Here is a 25,632-nt window from a genome sequence, read left to right on the forward strand (position 1 = left end):
GGGCCGTCCCCTCGGAGCCGGTCACGCCCGATCTCCCGCCGGCTCCGCCGTCTTCGACGTCTCCACCGTCTCCGCCGTCTCCCCTGTCTCCAGCGGCGTCTTCGCTGTCTGCACCGGGCCGGTCGGGTGGCCGCCGACGGGCAGCCGCGCCCGGACGCGGAACCCGCGCGCGCCGGCCGGCCCGGTCTCCAGGTGCCCGCCGAGGAGGTGGACCCGCTCGGCGATGCCGCGCAGCCCGTTGCCCTCGCCGTCGTCCGTCCCGTCGGCCGGACCGGCTCCGTCGTCGGTGACCTCCACCTCCACGCCGTCGTCGCCGAACCGGACGCGGACCACGGCCCCGGCGCCCGGACCGGCGTGTTTCACGGTGTTGGTCAATGCCTCCTGCACGATGCGGTAGACCGACATGTCCAGCAGCGCCGGCAGCACCCGAGGGGTGCCCGCCATGTCGAACCGCACCGGGATCCCGGCCGTCCGCACGCGGTCGACCAGGGCCGGCAGCTCGCCGATCCCGGGCCGGGGGGCGTGGTCACGCTCCTCCCCGGCGTCGCCGCGCAGCACGCCGAGCAGCTGGCGCAGCTCGGCCAGCGACGCGCGGCCGACGGTCACCACCTCCCGCATCGCCCCGGCACTCAGCTCGGGGTGGCGCTGCTGCACGGCCACCGCGGCCTGGGCCTGCGCCACGATCACCGCGAGGCTGTGCGCGAGGACGTCGTGCATCTCGCGCGCGATCCTGGCACGTTCGGCCGCGGTCGCCAGCGCGACGCGCTGCCGCTGCTCCCGCCGCAGGTCCTCGGCGTGCCTGCCCAGCACCTCCAGCCGCTCCTGCCGGTCGCGCACCCCGATCCCCCACGCGTACGCGAGCGCGAGCACCATCGCCGTCCCGATCGCGTTGGCGGCGGCCACGCCCAGCACGTCGGGGAGACCTGGCCCGGCCGCGGCGCCCCGTACGAGGTCGGCCTTGGTGGCCATCCCGGGGAAGGCCAGCCACCCGCCGCGCACCGGTGGCCGCCACACCGCCCACAGGCTCGCCGCGTACGTGACGACGAGCAGGACGCCGAAGGCCGCCCGCCCGCCGCGACGGCCGCGCGGGCTCGCGACGAGCCCGTACAGGGCCCAGGGCACGACGAGGTCGATCGGCTGCAACGGCACGTACGGATCCAGCTGGTGCGCCACGCCGCCGACGGCGGCCAGCACCACCGCGACGAGCGGGCAGAGGCGCCGGGCCGGCACCGCGGCGACCAGCAGCAGCGTGGCACCCCACCACCACCACACCGACGGCGTGACGGGCTCACCGGTGCCGGGCCACACGGCCGACGCGGCCGACGCGGCCGAGAGCAGGACGAGCGGCAGCACGAGGCCGGCGTCGCGCGCCACCGCCCACCGGCCGGGCGGGACGTGGCCGAGGACACGGGCGGAGCCGGGCATACGCCCATCGTAGGCAGCCGCCCCTCGCCCGGCATCGGACCCGGCTCGTACACCGTCTCCCCCTGCGGTCGTACGGCCGCGACGCCGAGACCGGATCATGCTCCGACGACGTCCCTCCGCCCGGCCGCGACCCTGGACCCATGACAAGACTCCTTCGGATCGTGGCCACCGTCACGCTCCTGATCGGCCCGGCCGCGTGCGGCCCGGGCGGCGGGGAACCCGGCGGGCGGACGAGCGACACGGACCTGCAGGCGCTCGGCAGGGAACTCTCGAAGTGCGTACGGGACAACGGGGTGCCGGAGTTCCCCGACCCGGCCGTCCGCGACGGCGACCTGGTGATGCCCCAGGACCAGCCGGCCGACGCGGTGGACGACGCCATGGCGGCATGCCGGAGCATCGTCGACCGCATCCCCCGGCGGCCGGGCGGGGAGGGATCCGGCGCGCGCGACGTGCCCCGGCTGCGCACGTTCGCGCGGTGCCTGCGCGAGAACGGCGTGCCGGACTGGCCGGACCCCAGGCCCGACGGCAGTTTCCCGGTTCTCGGCACCCCGCTGGACGGCAAGACCCCGGAGCTTCAGCGGGCCCTGGCGGCGTGCCGGAAGCACTGGGAGCGAAGCTGGAGCGTCTCGTGACACAGACGGATCTCCCCCGCCGTTCCGGCCCGTCCAGGCGGGCGGCGATCACGGTGATGGTGGTGGTCGTCGCCGGCGCCGCGACCGTCACCCTCTGGCGCGCCACCGCCCACCGCCCGGCTCCCGGCGACACGTCCCCTCAGGTGCGGACCGCGACGGCGGCCGTCACCCGCGGCACCGTCACCGAGCGGATCCGGATCGGCGGCATCCTGACCTTCGACGGCTCGTACACCGTCGTCCACCAGGGCGCCCCCGGCGTGCTGACCACGCTGCCCGCCCCGGGTGACGTCGTCGCACGCGGCGAACGCCTGTACTCGGTGGACGCGCGACCGGTGCGCCTGCTGTACGGCACGACACCGGCCTACCGGGATCTCGGACCGGCGACCACCGACGGTGCCGACGTCCGGCAGCTCGAACGCAACCTCGTCGCGCTGGGCATGGATCCCGGCCGGGACATCGTCGTCGACGCGCGCTTCACCTGGGCGACGAGCGCGGCGGTGCGGCGCTGGCAGGCGTCCTGGGGGCTGCCCTTCTGGCGTCGCGACGGCCGGCTGGCCATGGGCGAGGTGGTGTTCCTGCCGGGCAGGCTGCGCGTCCGGCAGGTGCGCGCCACGCCGGCGAGCACCGTCAGGCCGGACACGCCCGTGCTGGGGGCGACGTCGACGCGACTGGTGATCACCGCGCGGATCGGCGCCGACCGCCGGCGGCTGGTGCGGGCCCGCGACAGGGTCCACGTCTCCATGACGGGTGCGGAACCGCTGCGGGGAACCGTGCTGCGGATCGGACGGGTCGCCACGGCCGCGCCGCGGAACGACTCCGCGCAGGGCGGTGAGGCACCGGCGACGGTGACCGTCGTCATCGGCGTCAGGCCGCCGCGGGACGGCGCGGCGCTCGACCAGGCTCCGGTACGGCTGGGCATCACCACCGCGACCCGCGAGGACGTGCTGATGGTGCCGGTCACCGCGCTGCTCGCCCGCCCCGGCGGCGGATACCAGGTGCGCCTGGCGGACGGCCGGCTCACCGGGGTGGAGCCGGGACTGTTCGACGACTCCGCCGGCACGGTGGAGGTGACCGGCGCCCTGCGGCCCGGCGACCGGGTCGAGGTGCCGTCGCCATGACCCCCGTCCTCGACCTGCGCGCCGTCCGCAAGGTGTATCCCGGCACGCCGCCGGTGGAGTCGCTGCGCGGCGTCGACCTCACTGTCCACGGCGGCGAGCTGGTGGCCGTCATGGGCCCGTCCGGTTCCGGCAAGACGACCCTGCTGAACCTGGCCTCCGGGCTGGACCGCCCGACCAGCGGGTCGATCCGCATCACCGGCCAGGCGATCGAGCCGATGACCGATCGGCGGCTGTCCGGGCTGCGGGCGCACCGGCTCGGTGTCGTGTTCCAGCAGTTCCACCTGCTCGACCGGCTCACCGCGCTGGACAACGTCGCCACCGGCCTTCTGTACCGGGGCGTACCGGCCGCCCGGCGCCGGGCCGCGGCCGCCGTCTCGCTGGCCCGTGTCGGCATGGCGCACCGGGCACACCACCTCGCCCGGCGGCTCTCCGGCGGCGAGCGGCAGCGGGTGGCCATCGCCCGGGCCCTGGTGGGACGTCCCTGCCTGCTGCTGGCCGACGAGCCCACCGGCAACCTGGACTCCGCCACCGGCGCGCAGATCCTCGCCCTGCTGCGCGAGCTGAACGACGACGGGACCACGATCGTGACCATCACCCACGACCCCGGCGTCGCGGACGCCATGCGCCGGCGTATCGACATGCGCGACGGCCGGATCGTGCGCGACTCCGGGAGCCGTCCGTGATCGGGCCGGACGAGCCCTCCGGGCCCTCCCGGACGCCCGCGGGCGCCGCGCCGCCGTCCCGGCTGCGCGCCGCGGATCTGCTGCCGGTGGCCGCCGTGGGGCTGCGCACGCGGCGCATGCGTGCCGTTCTGTCCACGCTGGGCGTGGCCATCGGCATCGCGGCGGTGGTGTCGGTCCTGGGCATCACCCGGTCGAGCCAGGCCGACCTGCTCGCGCGCATCGACCGGCTGGGAACGAACCTGCTGACGGTGACCGACGGGCGGTCCGCGAACGGCCGCGAGGTGCCGCTGCCGGTGACGGCCGCGGCGACGATCAGGAGGACCGACGGTGTGCGGTCCGCCGCGCCGACCGCCGAACTGCCCGGGGTCCAGGTGTTCCGGTCGGACCGGATCCCGGCCACGCTGACCGGCGGGCTCTCGGTCCGGGTCGCCGATCCCTCGCTGCTGCCCACCTTGAACGCGAGGGTGGCGCACGGCACGTACCTCAGCCGGGCCACGAGCGCCTACCCCACCACGGTGCTGGGCCACGCCACCGCGCAGACGCTGGGGATCCGGGATCTCGCCGGCACCCCGCGGGTGTGGGTCCAGGACCGCTGGTTCACGGTGATCGGCATCCTGGAGCCGCTCGAGCTGGCGCCGGAGATCGACCTGTCGGCACTGATCGGCCCGGAGATCGCGGCGCAGGGTCTCCGGTACGGGGGACGGCCCAGCCGGGTGTACGTGCGGGCCGACGTGACACGGACGACGGAGGTCTCCGGGCTGCTGGGGCGGGCGACGAACCCGGAGAGTCCGAACGAGGTGGACGTCAGCCGGCCGTCCGACGCGCTGTCGGCCCGCCTGGAGGTCGCGGACGCGGGGACCTCGCTGTTCGTCGGACTGGGAGCGGTCGCGCTGCTGGTGGGCGGGATCGGCATCGCGAACGTCATGGTGATCGCCGTGCTGGAGCGGCGTACGGAGATCGGGCTGCGCCGGGCACTGGGCGCCGCGCGCGGCCATGTCGCGGTGCAGTTCCTGGTGGAGTCGCTGATGCTCGCGGTGGCCGGTGGCGTGTGCGGGGTGGTGATCGGGGCCGCGGTGACGTACGCGCTGGCGCTCCAGCGCGGGTGGCAGCCGCTGGTCCCCCCGGCGGCGGTGGGCGCGGCGCTGGTCACCGCGGTCGTCGTGGGCGCCGTGGCGGGACTGTACCCGGCGATGCGGGCGGCCCGCCTGTCCCCCACCGACGCGCTGCGCACGGCCTGACGGCGACGGCCGGTGGATCCCGGCCACGGGAGGACGGCACCGTGAACGGGGCCGTCCGCCGAGAGGACCGGATCGGGCCCGCCACGGTGTCGCGTCAGCGGTCGTGTCAGCGCCGCGACGGCCCGGTGTCAGGGCGGTCGGCGATGGTGGTCGCCATGAGGTGCCCGTCGATCACGGTGTCCGCGCGCCGCGGCCCCAGCTATTCAGTGTTGCTGCATACCGGTAGTCGGTGTTACTTTGTACCGGTAGTCAGCGACACCGAGTAGGTGGAGAAGATCCCCTCCCGTACGGGGCCGCCGCGCAAGGCGTGCCCCCTCGGCACCCGGGGACGGGAGCACCTCGAAGGGTTCCGGAGGACCTGGAGCCCCCTCACCGGACGGCTCGGACAGCTCCGCGAAGAAGGCAGGCAGACATGAACACAGAGTCGGACGAGCCGAAGAGCCGCTACCGGCAGTACCTGGAGGTGGTCACCGGGCCGCTGGAGGACAAGAAGCGCTGGTGGCGGTACAGGGCGCGCGTCAAGGGGCTTCCCGAGAACTACCGCACGACGGTCGAGGCGATCGAGCGCTACCTGATGCAGTTCGGGCCCGGGGACGGCTCCGAGGCGGCGTCGATGTACGAGGACCTCGCCGACCTGTTCGAGCAGAGCGCGGCGAGCGGAACCCCGATCCGCGACGTCGTCGGGGACGACCCCGTGGGGTTCGTCGAGGCGTTCGTCCAGAACTACCCGACGGGGCGGTGGATCAGCCGGGAGCGGGAACGGCTGACCGCCGCCGTCGAACGCGCCACCGAGGACACCGGAAAAACCGCCGGGGACACCGGAGAAGAAGGAAGGACCGCCCGATGACGGCACAGCACACCCAGGCGATCCACGTACGGGGCCTGGAGAAGTCGTACGGGGACCTGCGGGTGCTGCGCGGCGTGGACTTCACCGTGACGCGGGGCGGCATCTTCGCCCTGCTGGGCTCCAACGGGGCGGGCAAGACCACGGTCGTGAAGATCCTGGCCACCCTGCTCAGGGCCGACGCGGGCACGGCGGGCGTCAACGGCTTCGACGTGGCCACGCAGGCCGCGAAGGTACGGGAGTCCATCAGCCTCACCGGCCAGTTCGCCGCCGTCGACGAGATCCTCACCGGGCGCGAGAACCTCGTGCTGGTCGCCCGGCTGCGGCACCTGAGGAATCCGGGCACGATCGCCGACGACCTGCTGAGGCGTTTCTCGCTGACCGAGGCCGGCGGGCGCAGGGTCGCGACGTACTCGGGGGGCATGCGCCGCCGCCTCGACATCGCGATGAGCCTCATCGGCGATCCGCCGGTCATCGTCCTCGACGAGCCGACGACCGGGCTCGACCCCCAGGCGCGCATCGAGGTGTGGCAGGCCGTCAGGGAACTCGCCGAGCAGGGCACGACGGTGCTGCTCACCACCCAGTACCTGGACGAGGCCGAACACCTCGCCGACCGGATCGCGATCCTGCACCAGGGCCGGATCATCGTGAACGGCACCCTGGCCGAGCTCAAGCGGCTGCTGCCGCCCGCCACGGTCGAGTACGTCGAGAAGCAGCCGACCCTGGAGGAGGTCTTCCTCTCGCTCGTCGGCGACGGCGACGGCGGCAGCGGCAGCGGCAGCGGCAGCGACGGCGGCAGCGGCACGAACACCACCCCGGCGACGACCACCGCGCCGGCACGCACGAGTAAGGAACACCCGTGAGCACGCATCTCCTCGGCGACACCGCCGTCCTGCTGGGACGGTCCCTGCGCCACGTCACGCGCAGCGTGGACACCATCGTCACGACCGCGATCACACCGATCATGATGCTGCTGCTGTTCGTCTACGTGTTCGGCGGCGCGATCGAGACGGGAACGGCCTCCTATGTGAACTACCTGCTTCCCGGCATCCTGCTCATCACGGTCGCCTCAGGCATCGCCTACACCGCGTTCCGGCTCTTCACGGACATGCAGAGCGGCATCTTCGAGCGCTTCCAGTCCATGCCGATCGCGCGGTCGTCGGTGCTGTGGGCGCACGTGCTGACCTCGCTGGCCGCCAACCTGATCTCGCTCGCGGTCGTCGTGCTCGCCGCCCTGCTCATGGGCTTCCGCTCGGGGGCCGGGGTGGCGGCCTGGCTCGCGGTCATCGGCATCCTGGTCCTGTTCACCCTGGCGCTGACCTGGCTGGCCGTCATCGCCGGCCTGTCGGCCAAGACCATGGAAGGCGCGAGCGCGTTCTCCTACCCGCTCATCTTCCTGCCGTTCGTCAGCTCGGCCTTCGTGCCCACCGCCACCATGCCCGGCCCGGTGCGCGCCTTCGCCGAGCACCAGCCGGTGACCTCCATCGTCAACGCCATCCGCGCCCTGTACACCGAGCAGCCGGTCGGCACCGACATCTGGACCGCCCTGGCCTGGTGCGCCGGCATCCTCGTCGTCGCGTACCTCCTCGCGATGAACGCCTACCGCCGCAGGACCGCGTAGGGCCGCGGGTCCCGGGCGGTGGCGCGGCTCGTCTCAGGTCTCCGGCACCGACGCCGACGGCCAGGTCTTGGCCACCAGGGTGAGCACGTCGTAGGTGGCGACGGTCCGGTCCTCCTGGTTGGTCACCACGGCGTCCCAGCGGACCTCGCCGTAGTCGGCGCCGCCACGGGGGGTGATCTGCTTGACGGTCAGGGTCACGCCGATGGTGTCACCGGCCTTGACCGGGGTGAGGAAGCGCAGCGCGTCGACACCGAAGTTGGCCAGGACCGGGCCGGGCGCGGGATCGACGAAGAGCCCGGCCGCCAGGGACACGACCAGGTACCCGTGAGCGACGATGCCGCCGAACAGCGGGTTGCGCGCGGCGGCCTCGGCGTCGGTGTGCGCGTAGAAGACGTCCCCGGTGAACTCGGCGAAGTGGCCGATGTCCTCCAGCGTCACCGTCCGCGTCCCGGAGGCGATCGTGTCACCGATCCGCAGCTCGGCCAGCGACCTGCGGAACGGGTGGACGTCGGAGGTCAGGCGCTTCGCCCCCGTCGTCCACTGCCCGGTGACCGCGGTGAGCAGGTCCGGGGAGGCCTGGACGGCGGTGCGCTGCATGTGGCGCAGCACCCCGCGGATCCCGCCGAGCTCCTCCCCGCCACCGGCCCGGCCGGGACCGCCGTGCACCAGGACGGGCAGCGGCGAGCCGTGCCCGGTGGACTCCCCGGCGTCGTCCCTGTCCAGGACGAGGACCCGGCCGTGCCACGGCGCCAGCCCGAGCACGATCGCCCGCGCCACCTGCGGGTCGTGGGTGACGACGGAGGCGACGAGGCTGCCCCTGCCGCGGGCGGCGAGATCGACCGCCTCCTCGACGCCGTCGTAGGTGAGCACGGTGCTCACCGGGCCGAACGGTTCCACCTCGTGCGGCTCGCCGGCACCGGGCCGCGCGCGCAGCAGGAGCGGGCTCATGAAGGCGCCGCGCTCGGCGTCGCCGTCGATCGGGGCCGTGCCGCCGGGGGCGCCGAAGACCACCTCGGCGCTCGCCCGCAGCGCCTCGACCGCCTTGCGCACCTCGTCGCGCTGGCCGAGGCTCACCAGCGCGCCCATCCGCACCTGCGGGTTGCGCGGGTCGCCGACGGTGACCTTCGCCAGGCGAGCGGCGAGCGCCTCGACCACGGCGCCGGCCATCGGCTCGGGCACCAGCACGCGGCGGATGGCGGTGCACTTCTGCCCGGCCTTGACGGTCATCTCGGTGACGACGCCCTTGACGAACAGGTCGAACTCCGGATCGTCCGGGCCCACGTCGGGCCCGAGGATCGAGCAGTTGAGCGAGTCGGCCTCGACGCCCAGGACGACGCCGCCGTCCAGGACGTTCGGGTGCCTGCGCAGGATGCCCGCGGTGTGCGCGGAGCCGGTGAAGGCGACGCTGTCCTGGACGGTCAGCTCGTCGAGCAGCCCGCCCGGGCCGCCGGCGAGGAGCTGCAGCGTGCCCTCGGGCAGGATCTGCGACTCGATGATCTGCCGGACGGCGCGTTCGGCGAGGTAGGCGGCCTGGCCTGCGGGCTTGACGATCGAGGGCAGCCCGGCGAGGAAGGCCGAGGCCAGTTTCTCCAGCATGCCCCAGACGGGGAAGTTGAAGGCGTTGATCTGCACCGCGACGCCCGGCCGGGAGGTGTAGAGGTGCCGGCCGACGAAGGTGCCGCCCCTGCCCAGGCGTTCCGGGCCGCCGTCGAGGACGACGGTGTCGTTGGGCAGCTCGCGCGCGCCCCTGCTCGCGTAGCTGAACAGGGTGCCGATGCCGCCGTCGACGTCGACCGCCGTGTCCCGCGAGGTGGCGCCGGTGCGCACCGACAGCGCGTAAAGCTCTTCTTTACGTTCGGACAGGTACTTTGCCAGCGCTTTGAGCAGAGCGGCCCGCTCGTGGAAGGTCAGGGACCGCAGGGCGGGGCCTCCGGTCCGCCGGGCGTGGCGGATCATCGCGCCGACGTCCAGGCCACGGCCGGAGAAGCGCGCGACCTCCTCACCGGTCGAGGCGTCGAGCAGGGGCTCCCCCTCGTCGGCCGCCCGGAACCACCGTCCGGCCACGTAGCTCTCCAGCAGCGTGCTCACACCGTCTCCTCTCCGCGGGCGCGACCTGTTGCGCGGACGCCCCTCCCCGTGCAACGGTATTACTGACCGAGTGATAAGTAAATGAACTCGAGGCCGCGGAGGAACGATGACGACCACCCCGGCGGAGCCGGACCTGCAGGAGCGGCTGCAGGCCGCCTTCGACGCGACGATCGCCCGCAACGACCGCATCGAGCCCCGCGACTGGATGCCGGAGGACTACCGCAGGACGCTCGTCCGCCAGATCGCCCAGCACGCCCACTCGGAGATCATCGGCATGCAGCCCGAGGGCGCCTGGATCGGCCGCGCGCCTTCCTTGCGCCGTAAGGCCATCCTGCTGGCCAAGGTGCAGGACGAGGCCGGGCACGGCCTGTACCTGTACTCGGCGTGCGAGACCCTCGGCGTCAGCCGCGCCGAGCTGAACGAGCTGCTGCTCTCCGGCCGGCAGAAGTACTCCTCGATCTTCAACTACCCGGCGCTGTCCTACGCCGACGTCGGCACGATCGGCTGGCTCGTCGACGGCGCCGCCATCTGCAACCAGGTGCCGCTGTGCCGCACCTCCTACGGCCCGTACGGCCGCGCGATGATCCGCATCTGCAAGGAGGAGTCGTTCCACCAGCGGCAGGGATACGAGCTGCTCATGACGATGATGCGCGGCACCGACGCCCAGCGCGCCATGGTCCAGGAGTCGGTCGACCGGTTCTGGTGGCCGTCGCTCATGATGTTCGGCCCGCCGGACGACCGCTCCCCCAACAGCGCGCGGTCGATGGCCTGGGGCGTCAAGCGCCACTCCAACGACGAGCTGCGCCAGCGGTTCGTCGACATGACGGTGCCGCAGGCCGAGGCGCTCGGCGTGACGCTGCCCGACCCCGAGCTGCGCTGGAACGAGGAGCGCGGCCACCACGACTTCGGCGAGCCGGACTGGGCGGAGCTGGACGCCGTCATCCGCGGGAACGGCCCGTGCAACACCCAGCGCATGGCCCACCGGCGCGCGGCCCACGAGGAGGGCGCCTGGGTGCGCGAGGCGGCGTCGGCCTTCGCCGACCGGACCGACCGGGCCGGTGCCCGGTGAGCGCCGGCCGGCGGGAGTGGCCGCTGTACGAGGTGTTCGTCCGCGGCAAGCGCGGCCTCAACCACGTGCACGTCGGGTCACTGCACGCCCCGGACGACGCGATGGCCCTGCGGCACGCGCGTGACGTCTACACGCGCCGCAACGAGGGCGTCAGCATCTGGGTCGTACGCTCCGACACCATCACCGCCTCCAGCCCCGACGAGAAGGACCCGCTGTTCGCGCCCAGCGGCGACAAGGTCTACCGGCACCCCACGTTCTACGACATCCCCGGCGACGTCCCGCACATGTGAGCACCACACGATCGGAACGGTCATGAACGACGAACACGGCAGCGTCTTCGACGGCCTGCTCGGCGGCGACTCCTCCCAGTGGGCCTTCGGCACCGACTTCGAGGACCCGCTGGCCGGCGTCGACACCACCCCGCCCGAGGGCGTGGACCCCGCCGAGCTGGCCGCGTACTGCCTCATGCTCGGCGACGACGCCCTGATCATGTCGCAGCGCCTGTCGGAGTGGTGCAGCCGCGCCCCCGACCTCGAGGAGGACATCGCGCTGGCGAACATGGCGCTCGACCTCCTCGGGCAGGCGCGGCTGCTCCTGGCGCGCGCGGCCGCCGCGGACCCGCGCGTCGTGCCCGTGCTGCCCGACGGCTCGCCGGTGCCCCCGGAGGACGCGCTCGCCTTCTTCCGCGACGACCGTGCCTTCCGCAACGTACGCCTGGCCGAGGTGGCCAACGGTGACTTCGCGCACGTCGTCGTCCGCCTGCTGCTGTTCTCGACGGCCCGGCTGGCGCTGCTGGAACGGCTGCGCGCCAGCCGCGACACCGTGCTGGCCGCGGTGGCGGCCAAGGGGGTCAAGGAGGTCACCTACCACCGCGACTGGGCCGGGCGCTGGTTCCTCACCCTGGCGCAGGGCACGGAGGAGTCGCGCCGCAGGCTTCTTTCCGCCCTCGACGCCCTGTGGCCGCTGCAGCCCGAGCTGGTCGCCGCGCATCCGCTCGAACGCTCCCTGGCGCTGGCCGGCGTCGGCGTGGACCCCGCGTCCCTGCGGGAGGAGGTGGACGCCGTCCTCGGCCAGGTGTTCACCCTCAGTGACGTCGGCCGTCCCGAACGGGCGCCGCTGGCCGGCGTCGGAGGGCGGACGGGCCGCGACGGCCTGCACACCGAGGCCCTGAGCCTGCTGCTCGCCGAGATGCAGGTGGTCGCCCGCGCACACCCGGACGGGCGCTGGTGAACGCCGGACGGCGCGCCGCCGAGACCCCCGGCCGGACACGCGACCCGGACGCGGTGCAGGCCCGGCGGCGTGCCGCCGAGGTCGCCGGTCAGGTGCGCGACCCCGAGATGCCGATGCTCACCCTCGTCGACCTCGGCGTGCTGCGCGGCGTCGAGGTGGAACGGGACGCGAGCGGCGCGCAGGCCGTCATCGTCTCGATCACGCCGACCTACACCGGCTGCCCGGCCATGGGGACCATGCGCGACGACCTCGTCCACCGGCTCGGCGACGCGGGATTCGACCGCGTCGAGGTACGGGTCGTGCTCGACCCGCCCTGGTCCAGCGACTGGATCTCCGAACGCGGCCGCGCCGCGCTGCGGGCCGCCGGGCTGTCGGCGCCCGGCCCCGCACCCCGGCGCGCCGGACCGGTCCCGCTCACGCTCGGCCCGGCCCGCACCGCGCCGCCCTGCCCGCGCTGCGGCTCTGCGGCCACCCGGCCGACCTCCGAGTTCGGCGCCACCGCCTGCAAGGCCCTCTACCGCTGCACCGACTGCGCCGAACCGTTCGAGCACGTCAAGGAGATCTGACGATGACCACGCTCGCGACCGGCCCCGCCCGCTCCAGGGCCGCCGCCTTCCACCCGCTGACCGTCACGGCGGTGGACCGGTTGTGCGAGGACGCCACCGCGATCACCTTCGCCGTCCCCGACGAGCTGCGCGAGACCTACGCCTTCCACGCCGGGCAGTCGCTCACCCTGCGGCGCCTCATCGACGGGCACGAGCACCGCCGCTCCTACTCGATCTGCGCCCCGGCCGGCGCCGCGCCGCGCATCGGCGTCCGCGAGATCCCCGGCGGGCTGTTCTCCTCCTGGCTCGTGCACGAGGTGACGCCGGGCACCCGGATCGAGGTCCAGCCGCCCACCGGCTCGTGGCGGGCCGACCCGCGGGCGGGCGAGCGGCACCTGTGCGTCGCCGCGGGCTCCGGCATCACCCCGATGCTGTCGGTCGCCGCGACGGTGCTCAGCCATCCCCGGGCCCAGGTCTCGATCGTGTACGGCAACCGCACCAGCGCCACCGTCATGTTCGCCGAGGAACTGGGCGACCTGAAGAACCGCCACGGTCCCCGGCTCCAGATCGTGCACACGCTCTCGCGCGAACCGCGCGACGTCGAGCTGTTCTCCGGCCGGCTCGACGGCGACCGGCTGCGCCGCCTCCTGACCACCCTCGTCCCCGTCGAGGTGTTCGACCACGTCTGGCTGTGCGGGCCGCTGGCGATGATCGAGGAGGCGCGGCCGGTGCTCACCGAGCTCGGCGTCCCGGCCGATCGCGTCCACGTCGAGCTGTTCTACGCCGACGCCCCGCCGCCGTCCCCCCGCCGGGCCGGGAACGAGATCCCGCCCGGCGCGACGAGCGAGCTGACGACGGTGCTCGACGGCCGGCGCACCACCTCGACCGTCTCCCGGGAGACGACGATCCTCGACGGCGCCCAGGCGGCACGCTCCGACCTGCCGTTCGCCTGCAAGGGCGGCGTCTGCGGGACCTGCCGCGCCGTCGTCCGCGAGGGCACGGTCGACATGCGCCGCAACTACGCCCTCGACCGGTCCGAGGTCGACGCCGGGTTCGTCCTCACCTGCCAGACGTTCCCGACCGGCGACAGCGTCACCGTCGACTACGACGCCTGAGTCGCCCCCTTCGACGTCCTCCCCACTCCCGACGACAGGAGCGCTTCGTGATGAACGACGACCGGCCGGAGACGGTCGGGATCCTCGGCGGCGGACGGATGGGGTCCGGGATCGCGCACGCCTTCCTGGCCTCCGGCAGCCGGGTCGTCATCGTCGAGAACGACCGGGAGGCGGCGGACGCGGCCAGGACCCGGGTGGGCGACGGCCTGGCCAGGTCCCACGCGAGGAACACCCTCGCCACCTCGCCCGCCGACGCCATGGCGCGGCTGCGGACGACCGCCGACCCGGCCGAACTGGCCGGTTGCGAGCTCGTCGTCGAGGCGGTCCCCGAGGACATGGCGCTCAAGGCCGCGGTCCTCGCCACGGCCGGCCAGCACGCCCCCGAGGCCGTGCTCGCCTCGAACACCAGCAGCCTGTCGATCGACGGGCTCGCCGCCGGCCTGGCCGCGCCCGATCGCTTCATCGGGCTGCACTTCTTCAACCCCGTCCCGGTGAGCGACCTCGTCGAGATCGTCGTCGGATCCCGTACCGCGCCCGAGCTGGTCGCGCGGGCCCGGGGCTGGGTGGCCGCGCTCGGCAAGACGGCGGTCACCGTGTCGGACTCCCCGGGCTTCGCGAGCAGCCGTCTCGGGGTCTGCCTGGCCCTGGAGGCGATGCGGATGCTGGAGGAGGGGGTGGCGAGCGCGGCCGACATCGACGCGGTGATGGTCCTCGGCTACCGCCATCCGATGGGGCCGCTCCGGACCACCGACGTGGTGGGGCTCGACGTGCGGCTCGCGATCGCCGAGCACCTGGCACGCGAGCTCGGGCCCCGTTTCGAGCCGCCCCGGATCCTGCGCGACCTCGTCGCCGCCGGGCACCTCGGGCGCAAGACCGGCCGGGGCTTCTTCACCTGGTGAGACCGTGGCACGGGAGACCGCACGGCGTAGCCGATCCACGCGGCGCAGGAGAGCGCACGGAACCGGCCGGTCCGGTCGGCGCGGCCGGTCGCGCGGGGTCTCAGGCCTCGTGCCGGGCCAGGCCGTCGAAGGCGATGAGGCTGATCACCTCGGCGATCGTCACCGGATCGAACATCCCGTCCGCGCGGTACCACTCGACCAGCGAGTTCACCATGCCGAACAGCAGCCGGCTCACCAGCGCCGGGGGGACGTCGCCACGCAGGGCACCCTCCGCGACGGCCGCCGCGACGAGCTCGGCGAGACGGTCGTCCAGCCAGCGACGCCGTTCCAGCGCGGCCAGCTCGACCTCGCTGTTGCCCCGTACCCGCAGCAGGAGCGTGACGGACGGCTGGTGCGCCACGAGCACCTCGACGCTGCGCCGCGTCACCTCGCGTAACCGTGCGTAGGCGGTCGTCCCGGCCCGATCCCGCGTGGCCTCGTCCACGACGGCCGTCAGCTCGTCGAGCGCGTCGTCCAGGGCCTCGCCGAGCAGCTGCTCCTTGCTCGTGACGTGGTGGTAGATGGCCGGTTTCGTCAGGCCGAGCTCCTTGGCCAGGTCCCCCATGCTCGTGGCGTCGTACCCCTTGCGGTTGAACAGCTCCACCGCGGTGCGCAGGATCGCCGCCTGGTCGTGGCCGGGACGGCCACGCCGGCGGGCCGGGGTGGAGGCGGCGGGGCCGGTCGTCGTCACCGATGCAGCATCTCACGGGCGGCTCCGGCGGCCGTCCAGGGACCGTCCGCCCGGTCCGGGAGAGACCCCCGGCGCGGACCGGCCGGCGGAATCCGCCCGGTCCGTGAATTCGAGGAGCCCCTCCCCCGCCGGCCGCTGTGACGCGGACGCTCCCTCCCGGCCGGTCCGGCCGTCATCCGGTGACCCGGGAGTCGGTGAACAGGGCGAGCAGGTCACCGATGCGCCGGTCGGCCTCGGCGGGATGACGGAAGTGCCCGGCCGGGTTGACGGTGTACTCGTTGCGCCGCCCGACGCGTTCGCGGCGCAGGTAACCGGCGGCCTCAAGGTCGGCGACGATGGCCTGCGCGGCGCGTTCGGTGATGCCGACGGCGTCGGCGACGTCACGCAGCCGGGCGGTCGGCTCCCGGGCGATGGCCAGCAGCACGTGGGCGTGATTGGTCAGGAACGTCCACTCCTTGGTCCCGCGAGCCGCTCCGGCCTGAGCCGTCGAAGACATCTGATCACCATCCGTACGGTCGGGCCGGGGGCAGGTCACCCCCCAATGTACGCACACGAAGACACGAAAGCAGCATCGTGATTCCCCTGTCCCCACTCTTGACACACGAAAAGTGCTTCGTGAATACTCAATCGTAGTTCGAGGGGGAGTACCCGACGTTCGACGCGCCGCCGTCATTACGGACCCGGCAGATCCGGATCCCGGCGACGCAGCCACCCACCGCGGTGGCCCGGGGAGACCTTCGACCAGCAGCGCCGGCCTCCGCGCGAGGCCCGGCCGGTCGAAAGGGCTCCCGTTGTCCGTTTCCTGGTGGGTCTGGGCGACGCTGATGCTGGCGATCGCCGCGATGCTCGCGATCGACCTGTTCCTGCACCGCGACAACCACGTCATCGGCTTCCGCGAGGGCGCCGTCTGGTCCGGTGTCTGGATCGCCGCGGGACTGCTGTTCGGCGTGATCCTGTGGGCCTGGCAGGGCGGCGACGTGGCCGGCACCTACTTCGCCGGATACCTGATCGAGAAGGCGCTGTCGATCGACAACGTCTTCGTCTTCGCGCTGATCTTCTCCCACTTCGCCGTACCGGCGGCGGTGCAGCACAAGGTGCTGTTCTGGGGCGTGATCGGAGCGCTGGCGTTCCGGCTGGCGTTCATCTTCCTCGGCGCGGAACTGCTGGAGACCTTCTTCTGGACCGCGTACCTCCTCGGCGCGTTCCTCATCTACACCGGCTACACCATGGCCTTCCGCCACGGCGAGCAGACCCCGCCCGACCGCAACCCCGTGGTACGCCTGGTCCGCCGCGTCATCCCCACCGACGCGAACTACCACGGTGACGCCTTCTTCGCCCGTGTCGACGGCAGGCGCGTCGCCACCCTGCTGTTCGTCGTCCTGATCGCCGTCGAGGCCACCGATCTGATCTTCGCCGTCGACTCCGTCGCCGCGATCCTGGCCATCACCACCAGCACGTTCATCGTCTGGACCGCCAACGCGTTCGCCATCCTGGGCCTGCGCAGCCTGTACTTCTGCCTGGCCGAACTGCTGCGCCGCTTCGTGCACCTGCACTACGGCCTCGCCGTGCTGCTGGCCTTCGCCGGCGTCAAGCTCATCCTGTCCGAGACCCCCGTCGGGAAACTGCCCATCCCGGTGACGCTGGGCGTGATCGTGGTGACCATCACCGTGTCGATCGCATGGAGCCTGCACACCACCCGAACCACCCGCACCACCCGCACCACCCACGACGCCGACGCCCCGGCGTGAGAGAGGACAGGGCCCCCTCCCCCATGACGACACCTGCGCCCATGGGGCCGGGGCCACCCGCCTCCACGTCGGCACCCTCCCCCGCAGCGCCCGTGCCCGTCGCGGCGACCTTCCCGGACTAGCGGGGCCGGCTGAGAGCGGCCTCGGCGAGATCCGTCCACGTCCCCGCCGAGGAATGGGGCACGACCACCCAGTCCTTCATCTCCCTGCCCTTCCCCGAGGGGTCGAACAGGGACGCCCCGGCCAGCCGGAGCGCGGCCGCGTGTTCGGGGGTGTCCCTGACCAGCCGGAACACCATCGCGCCGTCACGCTGCAGGCTCGCGAACACCTTCCCCTCCCGATCCTTGAGGGCGGGGCTCCCCATCATCCCGGAGATCCGTACACCCAGGTCGGCCAGCTCGGCGCCGACCTGCTCGAAATCCTCTTCCGCGCTCATCGTCACTCGGTTCCGAACTCCATCGCGGCGTGGTCGGGCGGCTCGTCGTGACCGGTGTTCCTCCCGCGTGACGCGATCATCTCGCCCCGCCTTCCGCCGGTCCGGCGCTCAGGCTAGTCGCCCCGGCGGAACCGATCAAGACCGCATACGGGGCGCCGGCCACGCCGGTCCGGCCACCGGTCCCACCGCCGGTCCCCGGCGTGATCCGGACGGCGGAACCCGGCCCATGGTCCGAAAGCCGCACGGAAACGCTCAACGCCGGGTCCCGTTCCCGGGGGGAGCCTCGTAGCAGGCGGCGATCGCGGCCGCACGGTCGCGCAGGGAGTCACGCAACCACTGCGGGGCCAGGGCCTCCGCGCTCGTGGTGAGCCGCCACAGCGCCCACTCGGCGTGCCTCGCATCCTGGAAGGTCACCTCCAGCCGCAGCCGGCCGTCCGACTCGGTCTCCTCGGCCAGAACGGCCAGCGCGGTGCCCACCAGATCCTCCCGCCGCGCCGGGTCCATCCGGACCAGCACGGTGACCTGATCGTCGCCACCGGTCCGGAACCGCCTGCTGCGTTCCTGCCAGGCGCGGTCCAGATCGACCCGGTCCGGCCGCTGCGCAGGCTCGGCGAGTTCCTCGGCGGCCAGGATGCGGGACAGCCGGTAGGTGCGGTCCGCACCGGACCTCGTGGCCAGCAGGTAACCCTGATCACGTACGGTGACCAGGCCGATCGGGTCCACCGTGCGCCACCTCGGGCTCTGGCCCACGGCCTCGTAGTGGATGCGCAGCCTGCGACCGGCGAACACCGCGCGCAGCACCTCGGCCACGACGGCGTCGGGCACCTCCTCGGCCACCAGCCGGCGCGAGAGAAGGTCGGTCTCCGGGTCGATGAGCAGTCGCTCCGCCGCACCGGCCGCGGTGTCCCGATAGCTCTCGGGCAGCGCGTCGACCACCTTCAGCATCGCCGAGGCCAGCGCCGAGCCGAGGCCGAACGCCTGTGCGCCACGCCGCGATCCGGCGACCAGCAGGGCAAGGGCCTCGTCACGGTTCAGCCCGGTCAGCTCGGTCCGGAAACCCGGCAGCAACGCGAACCCACCGTGCCGGCCGCGCTCGGCGTAGACCGGGACACCGGCCGCGGACAGCGCCTCGATGTCACGCAGCACGGTGCGGGTGGACACCTCCAGCTCGCGGGCCAGCGCGGTCGCGGACAGCCGGCCGTGCTGCCGCAGCAGCAGTACCAGCGAGACCAACCGGTCGGCGCGCACACGAAAAGTATGCCCCCGATACACGACACAGGATGTCGTGATTCACCGAGAGGCTTACCGACGCCACGAAAAACACGGCGGCCAACGAGCCGGCGGACATACATGACGTCGACGAATCACATGGAGCTGACATGACAACCGAGCGAACGGCGATCAACCCGTGGAACTGGTCGGTGGAGCTGGGCTACAACCAGGGTGAGGTCGTCTCCGGGCACACCCGGACCCTGTACTGCGCCGGGCAGACCGCGATGGGCGGCGAAGGCAGGCCCCGGCACGCCGGCGACATGGCCGCGCAGCTCGAACTGAGCCTCGACAACCTGGAGGCCGTGCTCGGCGAGGCCGGCATGTCCCTCGCCGACCTCGTCCGGCTCAACGTCTACACCACCGACGTCGACCGGCTCTTCGAGCACTACGGTGCGCTGGCGTCGCGACTGGGCGCCGCCGGGGTGGCACCGCCCACCACGATGCTCGGGGTGACACGGCTGGCCGTCCCCGACCTGATGGTCGAACTCGAGGGGACCGCCGTCGCGTGACCTGATCTCACCGCCTCCGGCAGCCCTGCCGGAGGCGGTTCCCCGGAGCGGTCTTCGTCCGTGGGTGACGAGCCTTCGGCCTGCTGTGAACGATTCTGAAATCGATCGACCGCCTTTACGATGTAGATTCATAACGGGCCGTGCCGTCCGTCGTCACAGGGCGATGGGGCCGAGGTCGGCGGCGGTCCGGGCCAGCGCGCGGAGGGCCGGGCCGTCGGCGGTGGACCGCCAGGTCAGTGCCCACCGCAGGACGGGGGCGTCGCGCAGGGGCAGGAAGACGACGCCGGGAGGATTGTTGTAGCGGGCGGCGACCTCCCCCAGGGGGTGGACGCAGTCCCCGGCGGCGACCAGGGAGAGGATCTCGTGGAAGGTCCGCGCGGCGGGCCCGCGGGGAACGCGACGGCCCAGCGGTGTGCGGGTGGGGACCATGGACTCGACCCAGTACGCGGGGGCGTCGGGGCCGAGGTCGACGACACGGTTGTCGGCGAGGTCCTCCAGGGACGCGGTGCCGCGACCGGCGAGCGGATGGTCCGCCGGCACGGCCAGCACGCGGCCCGCGGTGAACACGGTGGGACCGACCGTGAGGTCCGGTTCGGCGACGGGCAGCCACAGGACGTGCGCGTCGTGGTCCCCGGTACGCAGGGCGGTGAACGGGTCGCTGCCGTTGATCTCGCCGAACCGGACGTCGATCCCGGGATGGCGGGCGCGGAACGCGTCGACGAGGGGGCGCAGTTCGTGCCCGGCATGGCCGAACACCCCCAGCCGCAGGGTCTGACCGGCGCCCAGGCCGGCCGCCTCGGCGCGGGCGAGCCCGGCCCGCAGGAGGTCGAGGGCCTGCTGGAGGTCCTCGCGCAGCCGCCGGCCGACGGGAGTCAGGGTCACCCGCCTGCTGGTGCGGTCGAACAGGGTCACGCCGAGGCGTCGTTCCTGCCTGCCGACGGCCTGGCTGACCCGGGCCTGGGACACGCCGAGCCGTTCGGCGGTGCGGCCGAAATGCAGCTCCTCGGCCAGCGTCAGGAAGATCTCGATGTCGCGCAGCTCCACGGATAACCCCTGTGTTATGGATCGCTGCACGAAGCTTACATTGTTCCGCCACTGACCTGCGGCGATGCTGGACACGTCATCACCGGCAGGCGGCCCCCGCCTGACCGGCACACCGACGGGGCCGGGGGGACCGATGGACGGCATGCGGGCCGTCGCCGATCGTTTCGAGATCGAATCGCTGCGCGCCGAACTCACCGACGCGGTGATGATGCGCGACTACGACCGCGCCGGGTCGCTGTTCACCCCCGACGCCGTGGTGCGGTGGCCGCACATCGGCAGGGAGTTCACCGGCCGGGAGCAGATCCGGGCGGGGATCGAGTGGGGGCAGGGGCTGTGGGAGTTCTTCGTGCAGAACCTCCACCCGGGCGTCGTCCGGCTGGACGGCGACACCGCGACCGGCCGCGCGTACGTCCAGGAGTTCGGGCGGATGCGCGACGGCGGCTCGCATCGCAACCACGCCCTCTACCACGACCGCTACCGGCGGACCCCCGACGGCTGGAGGTTCAGCGAGCGCGTCTACGAGGTCCGCTATCTCGACTCCAGCCCGCTGGCGGGCTCACCGCCCCCTGCCGCGCCCGAGGCGTGAGCGCGCCTCACGACCGGCCCGGAACCGGACGACCGACCGGCCCGGAACCGGAGGAACGGCCGTTCCCCTCCGCCCCTCCCCCGCCTCTTTCCTCCAGGAGCGACCAGCATGACGACCACGCTCGGCGAGCTGACCGGCGACTACGCCTTCGACCCCGCCCGTACCCGGATCGGCTTCACCGCCCGGCACACGATCGGCCCCGTGGTACGCGGGCGATTCGAGAGGTTCGAGGGCGGCGCGCACGTGGACGGCGACCATCCGTCCAGATCGAGCGTCACGGTGACGATCCAGACCGGCAGCGTCCAGACCCTCAACCCGCAACGCGACAAGGCGCTGCGCGGCAGGTTCCTGGCCCTGGACGACCACCCGGCCATCACCTTCACCTCGACCGGAGTACGGCAGGCCGGCGAGACCGGCTTCCGGCTCACCGGTGACCTGACCATCCGCGGCGTGACCAGGCCCGTGACCGTGGACGTCGAGCGCATCGGTGTCGAGCACGACCCGCGGGATGGTGCCCGGATCCGTTTCCGGGGCGGCGCGACGATCGACCGCAGGGACTGGGGCGTGCACTGGGCCGGCGCCGCGGGCCTGGTCGCCAGGAAGGTGGCGCTGGAGCTCGACGTCACCGTGATCCGCAGGACCTGACCCGGCCCGCGTCCCCGCCTGATCCGCGGCCTCGCGCCCGAAAGCCCGGCAACCCGGAAACCCGGAAGCCGACGGGCGGGAGGCGGTGTCACGCCCGTCCGGCCGGGGCGGCGAACTCGCCCATGACGTCCTCGGCGAGGAAGGTGTTCACCGCTTCCACGTACCGGCGGGGCCTGGACATGTGGATCACGTGATTGGCCTTGATCTTCATGTACCGGCCGTGCGGCACGAGTCTCCTGATCCGGGCCGCGTCCTCGTCGTCCATCGCGCCGATCAGGCCGTGGCCCGGCACGCGCCGCCAGTCGCCGTGCAGCACCAGCAGCGGGCACGACACGCGGGCGAGCGCGTCGGCGTGGTCGAGCCCCTCGTAGAACCGGCCGTCGACGAAGGCCCGCGCGAAGTCCGCGTCGTACATGGACAGGCACTTGAGCAGCAGACGGAGCTTGAGCGGGAGGTAGGGGATGTCCACCGGCCGCCCGGGGCGGCGGGTCCGGAACGCCCGGACGCGGCGGGACAGGAAGGAGACGAACCAGTCGGGGACGCGTTTCTCCCGGGTCTCGGAGACCGGGAGCGTCAGGCCGCGGAAGTAGTCGGCCAGATCCCGGTCGCGGGGGTCGCCGAGGGTGTCGGCGAGGTGTTCCAGCCCTTCGTACACGAAGCGGTCGCGGTCGCGGAAGCGGGGCATCTCCGCGGAGAACACCGGGGCGTCCTCCAGGATCGCCGCGGCGACCCGGCCGGGGAGGTTGGCCGCGCACCACAGGGCCAGGAGCCCTCCGGAGGAGTTGCCGGCGACGACGGCGGGGGCTCGCACGACCTCGGAGAGGAAGGCCGCCATGTCCGCGCCGAGGTGGTTCCAGGAGTACTCCCCCGGCGTCCAGCTCGACTTGCCGTGTCCGCGCACGTCGATCGCGTAGACCCGCAGCCGCCGCGACAGCGGCACCAGTACGCGCTGGTAGCTCTCCCAGGTCCCCATCTGCGCGGGCAGCAGGACCAGCGGGGGGCCGTTGTCCGGGCCCACCACGTAGTTGAGCCGCACGGTGCCGGTGTCGAACCGCTGCTCGCGGAAACCGGCGTCCCGGACGGCCTTGATGTCGATCGTCCCGGACAGGCCCTCGTACGGGTTGCGGTACGGATACGCGCTCATGGGAGTCCTTCCTCCGTGGGGTGGGGATCGGCACCCGGTGTCCGGTCCTCGGCGAGGTCCGCCGACACGAGCTCGATGAGCTCGCTCAGGGCGCCGGCCAGCGCCGCGCGGCCCTGCGCGCTCATGCGTCCGAGGATGGCCGCGAACCTGTCCGCCGACCGCTGGTCCGTCGTAGCCAGCATCCGCTCCGCCTCGTCGGTGAGCCTCAGCCGGACCCGCCGGTGATCGTCGGAATCGCTCACCCGCTGCAGGAGCCCGGCGCGGACCATCCGGTTCACCAGGGCGGACGTGGCCGCGAGCCGTCGCCCGAGGGCCTCGGACAGCTCCGACACCGTGCAGCCGTCCCTGCGGCGGACGGCGAACAGCACGCGCAGCTGCGGCAGCGTGAGGTCGAGGTCCAGCCAGGCGTCCGAACGCTGCAGGGTCAGCATCCGCAGCCGGGACGCCAGCCGCGCGACGTCGCGATCTCCGCCAGATGTACTTGTCATGATGTGAACAGTCTACATCGTGTTGACCATTAGGCGTCGGGCCCGTGACGGCGTTCCACGGCCGGGAGTCCGCGCGTCCGCGCGTCGTGAAGGTCGGCACGGGCCGTTCGGGGCAGGGCAGGGTGATGGCGGACGGCCCCCGGTGAGCCCGCGAGCCGGTCGCGGTCGTGCGCGAAGATACGTCGCGCGGTGGTTCCCGGGACCTCACGGATGCATCGCCGATTGAAGGTATTCGGCGAACGAAGTGGCAATAAGAGGGAAAAGTTTACATCGAGGGTTCAACGATACCGTTGAAGGCATGGACATCAAGGACATCAAGGACATGGCCCGGCCGCTCGACGGCGCGGGAGTCTCGGCTCTCCTCCGGTCGCTTCCCTCACGGCCCCTGCTGCTCGGCCTGGGCGAGGCCAGGCACTTCGTGGAAGAGCTGGGCGAGGTGCGCAACGAGATCTTCCGTCATCTGGTCGAGCACGAGGGCTACCGGTCGTTCGCCGCCGAGAGCGACTGCCTCATGGGCCTCGTGGTCGACGAGCACATCGCGACGGGCGCGGGCACGCTCGACGACGTCATGGAACGCGGCTTCAGTCATGGTTTCGGCGCGTTCCCGGCCAACCGCGAACTCGTGCGCTGGATGCGCGCGTACAACGAGGAACATGATGAGAAGCTCAGGTTCTTCGGGTTCGACGGCCCGCTGGAGTACTGGGCGGCGAGCCCGCGCCAGGCGCTCACCGGCCTGTACGCCCTTCTGGAGGGTCCCCTGCCCTGCGACGAGAAGGCCCTCGACGAGCTGCTGGGCCCGGACGACCGGTGGGAGAACGAGGCCACGGCCATGGACCCGTCCCGGTCGATCGGCCGGTCCGACGACGCCCGGCGGCTACGGCTGATCACCGACGACCTGGTGGCGCTGCTGGAGACGCAGCTGCCGCGGCTGGGCGCGCGGGACCGGGAGCGGGCGGCACTGTACGCGCGCACCGCCGTCGGCCTGCTCCGCTACCACCACGGGATGGCCGACGACTCCCCGGCACGCTGGGGCCGGCTGTCGGCGCTGCGGGACGCGATGATGGCCGCCAACCTGCGTGCCGTCGCCGAGCACGGCCCCGCCCTGGTCTTCTCCTCCAACCTCCACCTGCAGCGCAACAAGAGCCTCATGTCGTTCGGCGACCAGACGCTGGAGTGGTGGAGCGCGGGGGCGATCACCGGGACGTACCTGGGCGACCGGTACGCCTTCCTGGCCTCGGCCCTCGGCACGGTCGGCGACGACACCCCGTCCCCGGACACCGTCGAGGGCGTCCTGTCCACGCTCCCGTGGGAGCACTCGCTCGTCGACGCCCGCCGCCTGGCCGGGGCCGTCACCCGGTCCGCCCCGCGCGTCTCCCCCGACTTCGCCTATTTCCCGCTGGACCCGGCCCACCTCGACCTGGTCGACGGCATCGTCTTCCTCCCCCGGGCCGTCAGGCTGGGGTGAACGGACGGGCCGGTCCGTCCACGGCCGGGCGGCTTCGCGTCAGTGCGCCACGGTGATCACGATCTTGCCGAACTGAGTGCCGGACTCCATGTACCGGTGGGCCTCCACGACCTCCTCCAGCGGGAAGAGACGGTCCACCACCGGGCGCAGGGACCCGGTGCGCAGGCCCGAGGTGACGAACGCCGTGGTGCGCCGCATCCGCCCGGGATCCCTGGTGATCTCCAGCATGGTGTACGTGCGCATGTTCAGCGCGGGCATGCCGAGGTCGAACCCGGGATAGGGCGTGGGCAGCCCGCTCTGCGCGCCCCACAGGAGGATCGTCCCGTCGGCGGCCACCGCGCGGGCCAGGTCGGTCACCCCCGGCCCGGCGACGGCGTCGAAGACGAACTCGGCACCCCGGCCGCCTGTCACCTCCAGCACGCGTCCGGGCACGTCCTCCTCGTCCGAGACGATCACCTCGGCCGCGCCCTCCTGCAGCAGCCGCCGCCGCTTGTCCCGGCTGCGGGTCACGGCCACCGGGATGGCACCCAGCCGGTCGGCGGTCTGGATCGCGGCCAGGCCGACGCTGCTGGAGGCCGCGGTCACCACCGCCACGTCGCCCGCCCGCATCCCCGCCACCTCCACCATCGCGCCGTAGGCCGTGAGCCACGGCATCCACACCGCCGAACCGGTCACCGCGTCCACGTCCTCCGCACGCGGCAGGAGCGCGCTCGCCGGCACGATCGCCCGCTCGGCGTAGACGCCGTAGTCGTTGTGGGAGAAGCTCGGCACGACACTGACCGCCTGGCCCTCCTCGAACCCGGTCACCCCGGGGCCGACCGCCTCGATCACACCGGCCGCCTCGTTGCCGAGCGTGGAGGGCAGGTGCTCGACCCGCTCGATGTACAGGCCGCTCCGGAACAGGGCCTCGGCCCTGTTGACCCCGATCGCGTCCACCCGGATCCGCACCTCGCCCGGTCCCGGCTCGCCGACCTCCAGGTCCTCCAGCCGCAACACCTCGGGCCCGCCGATCTCGTGGAACCGTACGACCCTTGTCATGGCGTCCTCCTTCGCTCGCG

At 72.9% G+C, this 25,632-nt stretch carries 28 protein-coding genes; 18 read left to right on the forward strand and 10 right to left on the reverse strand.

What is annotated here, in order from left to right:
* Positions 1–21: 21 nt before the first annotated feature.
* Entirely contained in the window at positions 22–1,425 is a 1,404-nt protein-coding gene (locus tag ACIBCT_RS23035) for a sensor histidine kinase (RefSeq protein ID WP_399191650.1), read from the reverse strand.
* 140 nt (positions 1,426–1,565) lie between these two features.
* On the opposite strand from ACIBCT_RS23035, the gene ACIBCT_RS23040 reads away from it, so the two are divergent.
* The 7 genes from ACIBCT_RS23040 (at position 1,566) to ACIBCT_RS23070 (ending at position 7,561) form a co-directional block, all read left to right on the forward strand.
* Positions 1,566–2,057 (forward strand): hypothetical protein, encoded by a 492-nt coding sequence (locus ACIBCT_RS23040; RefSeq protein ID WP_399191652.1) that lies wholly within the window; start codon positions 1,566–1,568, stop codon positions 2,055–2,057.
* Complete coding sequence (locus ACIBCT_RS23045; protein ID WP_399191654.1) at positions 2,054–3,175, forward strand: peptidoglycan-binding protein; 1,122 nt, start codon at positions 2,054–2,056, stop codon at positions 3,173–3,175. The genes ACIBCT_RS23040 and ACIBCT_RS23045 overlap by 4 nt, the downstream gene beginning before the upstream one ends.
* The gene (locus tag ACIBCT_RS23050; protein ID WP_399191656.1) at positions 3,172–3,858 is read left to right on the forward strand and encodes an ABC transporter ATP-binding protein; all 687 of its coding nucleotides are present in this window, start codon (positions 3,172–3,174) and stop codon (positions 3,856–3,858) included. Before ACIBCT_RS23045 ends, ACIBCT_RS23050 begins: the two co-directional genes overlap by 4 nt.
* Positions 3,855–5,096, forward strand: coding sequence for an ABC transporter permease (locus ACIBCT_RS23055; protein WP_399191658.1), 1,242 nt, complete (start codon positions 3,855–3,857; stop codon positions 5,094–5,096). Before ACIBCT_RS23050 ends, ACIBCT_RS23055 begins: the two co-directional genes overlap by 4 nt.
* A gap of 412 nt (positions 5,097–5,508) precedes the next feature.
* A complete protein-coding gene (locus tag ACIBCT_RS23060; protein WP_399191660.1) occupies positions 5,509–5,943 on the forward strand; it encodes a DUF1048 domain-containing protein in 435 nt (144 codons plus the stop codon).
* Positions 5,940–6,803 (forward strand): ABC transporter ATP-binding protein, encoded by an 864-nt coding sequence (locus ACIBCT_RS23065; RefSeq protein ID WP_399191662.1) that lies wholly within the window; start codon positions 5,940–5,942, stop codon positions 6,801–6,803. Before ACIBCT_RS23060 ends, ACIBCT_RS23065 begins: the two co-directional genes overlap by 4 nt.
* Entirely contained in the window at positions 6,800–7,561 is a 762-nt protein-coding gene (locus ACIBCT_RS23070; protein WP_399191664.1) for an ABC transporter permease, read from the forward strand. Before ACIBCT_RS23065 ends, ACIBCT_RS23070 begins: the two co-directional genes overlap by 4 nt.
* 33 nt (positions 7,562–7,594) lie before the next feature.
* Here the strand turns inward: ACIBCT_RS23070 and paaZ are convergent, their stop codons facing one another.
* Positions 7,595–9,649 carry a phenylacetic acid degradation bifunctional protein PaaZ gene (gene paaZ, locus ACIBCT_RS23075; protein WP_399191666.1) on the reverse strand — a complete coding sequence of 685 codons (2,055 nt, stop codon included), beginning with the start codon at positions 9,647–9,649 and terminating at the stop codon, positions 7,595–7,597.
* Between the two features lie 106 nt (positions 9,650–9,755).
* Between paaZ and paaA the strand changes: the two genes are divergently transcribed.
* Genes paaA through ACIBCT_RS23105 form a run of 6 tightly spaced genes read left to right on the forward strand, consistent with a single transcriptional unit; the run spans position 9,756 to position 14,507 of the window.
* Complete coding sequence (gene paaA / locus ACIBCT_RS23080) at positions 9,756–10,718, forward strand: 1,2-phenylacetyl-CoA epoxidase subunit PaaA (protein ID WP_399191668.1); 963 nt, start codon at positions 9,756–9,758, stop codon at positions 10,716–10,718.
* Positions 10,715–11,008, forward strand: coding sequence for a 1,2-phenylacetyl-CoA epoxidase subunit PaaB (gene paaB, locus ACIBCT_RS23085; protein WP_399191670.1), 294 nt, complete (start codon positions 10,715–10,717; stop codon positions 11,006–11,008). The genes paaA and paaB overlap by 4 nt, the downstream gene beginning before the upstream one ends.
* A gap of 22 nt (positions 11,009–11,030) precedes the next feature.
* Positions 11,031–11,948 (forward strand): 1,2-phenylacetyl-CoA epoxidase subunit PaaC, encoded by a 918-nt coding sequence (gene paaC / locus ACIBCT_RS23090; protein WP_399191672.1) that lies wholly within the window; start codon positions 11,031–11,033, stop codon positions 11,946–11,948.
* Complete coding sequence (paaD, locus tag ACIBCT_RS23095) at positions 11,945–12,514, forward strand: 1,2-phenylacetyl-CoA epoxidase subunit PaaD (protein WP_399191674.1); 570 nt, start codon at positions 11,945–11,947, stop codon at positions 12,512–12,514. The genes paaC and paaD overlap by 4 nt, the downstream gene beginning before the upstream one ends.
* Positions 12,511–13,608, forward strand: coding sequence for a 1,2-phenylacetyl-CoA epoxidase subunit PaaE (gene paaE / locus ACIBCT_RS23100; RefSeq protein WP_399191843.1), 1,098 nt, complete (start codon positions 12,511–12,513; stop codon positions 13,606–13,608). Before paaD ends, paaE begins: the two co-directional genes overlap by 4 nt.
* A 50-nt stretch (positions 13,609–13,658) precedes the next feature.
* On the forward strand, positions 13,659–14,507 hold the full coding sequence (locus ACIBCT_RS23105; protein WP_399191845.1) for a 3-hydroxyacyl-CoA dehydrogenase family protein: 849 nt from the start codon (positions 13,659–13,661) through the stop codon (positions 14,505–14,507).
* 100 nt (positions 14,508–14,607) lie between these two features.
* Here ACIBCT_RS23105 and ACIBCT_RS23110 read toward each other — a convergent pair whose 3' ends face one another.
* Both ACIBCT_RS23110 and ACIBCT_RS23115 read right to left on the reverse strand, forming a co-directional pair.
* Positions 14,608–15,237, reverse strand: coding sequence for a TetR/AcrR family transcriptional regulator (locus tag ACIBCT_RS23110; protein WP_399191676.1), 630 nt, complete (start codon positions 15,235–15,237; stop codon positions 14,608–14,610).
* A gap of 172 nt (positions 15,238–15,409) precedes the next feature.
* Positions 15,410–15,733: a helix-turn-helix transcriptional regulator gene (locus ACIBCT_RS23115; RefSeq protein WP_399191678.1), complete on the reverse strand. Its 324-nt coding sequence runs from the start codon at positions 15,731–15,733 to the stop codon at positions 15,410–15,412.
* 295 nt (positions 15,734–16,028) lie between these two features.
* Here ACIBCT_RS23115 and ACIBCT_RS23120 point away from each other — a divergent pair, with 295 nt between their 5' ends.
* Positions 16,029–16,985: a TerC family protein gene (locus ACIBCT_RS23120; protein ID WP_399191680.1), complete on the forward strand. Its 957-nt coding sequence runs from the start codon at positions 16,029–16,031 to the stop codon at positions 16,983–16,985.
* A gap of 118 nt (positions 16,986–17,103) precedes the next feature.
* Here the strand turns inward: ACIBCT_RS23120 and ACIBCT_RS23125 are convergent, their stop codons facing one another.
* Positions 17,104–17,421, reverse strand: coding sequence for a hypothetical protein (locus tag ACIBCT_RS23125; protein WP_399191682.1), 318 nt, complete (start codon positions 17,419–17,421; stop codon positions 17,104–17,106).
* A 252-nt stretch (positions 17,422–17,673) separates the two neighbouring features.
* On the reverse strand, positions 17,674–18,669 hold the full coding sequence (locus ACIBCT_RS23130) for a helix-turn-helix transcriptional regulator (RefSeq protein ID WP_399191684.1): 996 nt from the start codon (positions 18,667–18,669) through the stop codon (positions 17,674–17,676).
* A gap of 131 nt (positions 18,670–18,800) precedes the next feature.
* On the opposite strand from ACIBCT_RS23130, the gene ACIBCT_RS23135 reads away from it, so the two are divergent.
* Positions 18,801–19,202, forward strand: coding sequence for a RidA family protein (locus ACIBCT_RS23135; protein WP_399191686.1), 402 nt, complete (start codon positions 18,801–18,803; stop codon positions 19,200–19,202).
* Between the two features lie 153 nt (positions 19,203–19,355).
* Here ACIBCT_RS23135 and ACIBCT_RS23140 read toward each other — a convergent pair whose 3' ends face one another.
* Positions 19,356–20,246: a LysR substrate-binding domain-containing protein gene (locus tag ACIBCT_RS23140; RefSeq protein ID WP_399191688.1), complete on the reverse strand. Its 891-nt coding sequence runs from the start codon at positions 20,244–20,246 to the stop codon at positions 19,356–19,358.
* 133 nt (positions 20,247–20,379) lie between these two features.
* Here ACIBCT_RS23140 and ACIBCT_RS23145 point away from each other — a divergent pair, with 133 nt between their 5' ends.
* Both ACIBCT_RS23145 and ACIBCT_RS23150 read left to right on the forward strand, forming a co-directional pair.
* A complete protein-coding gene (locus ACIBCT_RS23145; RefSeq protein ID WP_399191690.1) occupies positions 20,380–20,832 on the forward strand; it encodes a nuclear transport factor 2 family protein in 453 nt (150 codons plus the stop codon).
* Between the two features lie 108 nt (positions 20,833–20,940).
* Positions 20,941–21,477 (forward strand): YceI family protein, encoded by a 537-nt coding sequence (locus ACIBCT_RS23150; protein ID WP_399191692.1) that lies wholly within the window; start codon positions 20,941–20,943, stop codon positions 21,475–21,477.
* An 88-nt stretch (positions 21,478–21,565) separates the two neighbouring features.
* On the opposite strand, the gene ACIBCT_RS23155 is transcribed toward ACIBCT_RS23150, so the two are convergent.
* Both ACIBCT_RS23155 and ACIBCT_RS23160 read right to left on the reverse strand, forming a co-directional pair.
* A complete protein-coding gene (locus tag ACIBCT_RS23155; protein ID WP_399191694.1) occupies positions 21,566–22,621 on the reverse strand; it encodes an alpha/beta fold hydrolase in 1,056 nt (351 codons plus the stop codon).
* Positions 22,618–23,109 (reverse strand): MarR family winged helix-turn-helix transcriptional regulator, encoded by a 492-nt coding sequence (locus ACIBCT_RS23160; protein ID WP_399191696.1) that lies wholly within the window; start codon positions 23,107–23,109, stop codon positions 22,618–22,620. Before ACIBCT_RS23160 ends, ACIBCT_RS23155 begins: the two co-directional genes overlap by 4 nt.
* Positions 23,110–23,407: 298 nt before the next feature.
* Here ACIBCT_RS23160 and ACIBCT_RS23165 point away from each other — a divergent pair, with 298 nt between their 5' ends.
* On the forward strand, positions 23,408–24,574 hold the full coding sequence (locus ACIBCT_RS23165) for an erythromycin esterase family protein (protein WP_399191698.1): 1,167 nt from the start codon (positions 23,408–23,410) through the stop codon (positions 24,572–24,574).
* Between the two features lie 39 nt (positions 24,575–24,613).
* Here ACIBCT_RS23165 and ACIBCT_RS23170 read toward each other — a convergent pair whose 3' ends face one another.
* Positions 24,614–25,612: a zinc-dependent alcohol dehydrogenase family protein gene (locus ACIBCT_RS23170; protein ID WP_399191700.1), complete on the reverse strand. Its 999-nt coding sequence runs from the start codon at positions 25,610–25,612 to the stop codon at positions 24,614–24,616.
* Positions 25,613–25,632: the final 20 nt, after the last annotated feature.

The organism is Streptosporangium sp. NPDC050855, assembly GCF_044456585.1.
Taxonomy (GTDB): domain Bacteria; phylum Actinomycetota; class Actinomycetes; order Streptosporangiales; family Streptosporangiaceae; genus Streptosporangium; species Streptosporangium longisporum.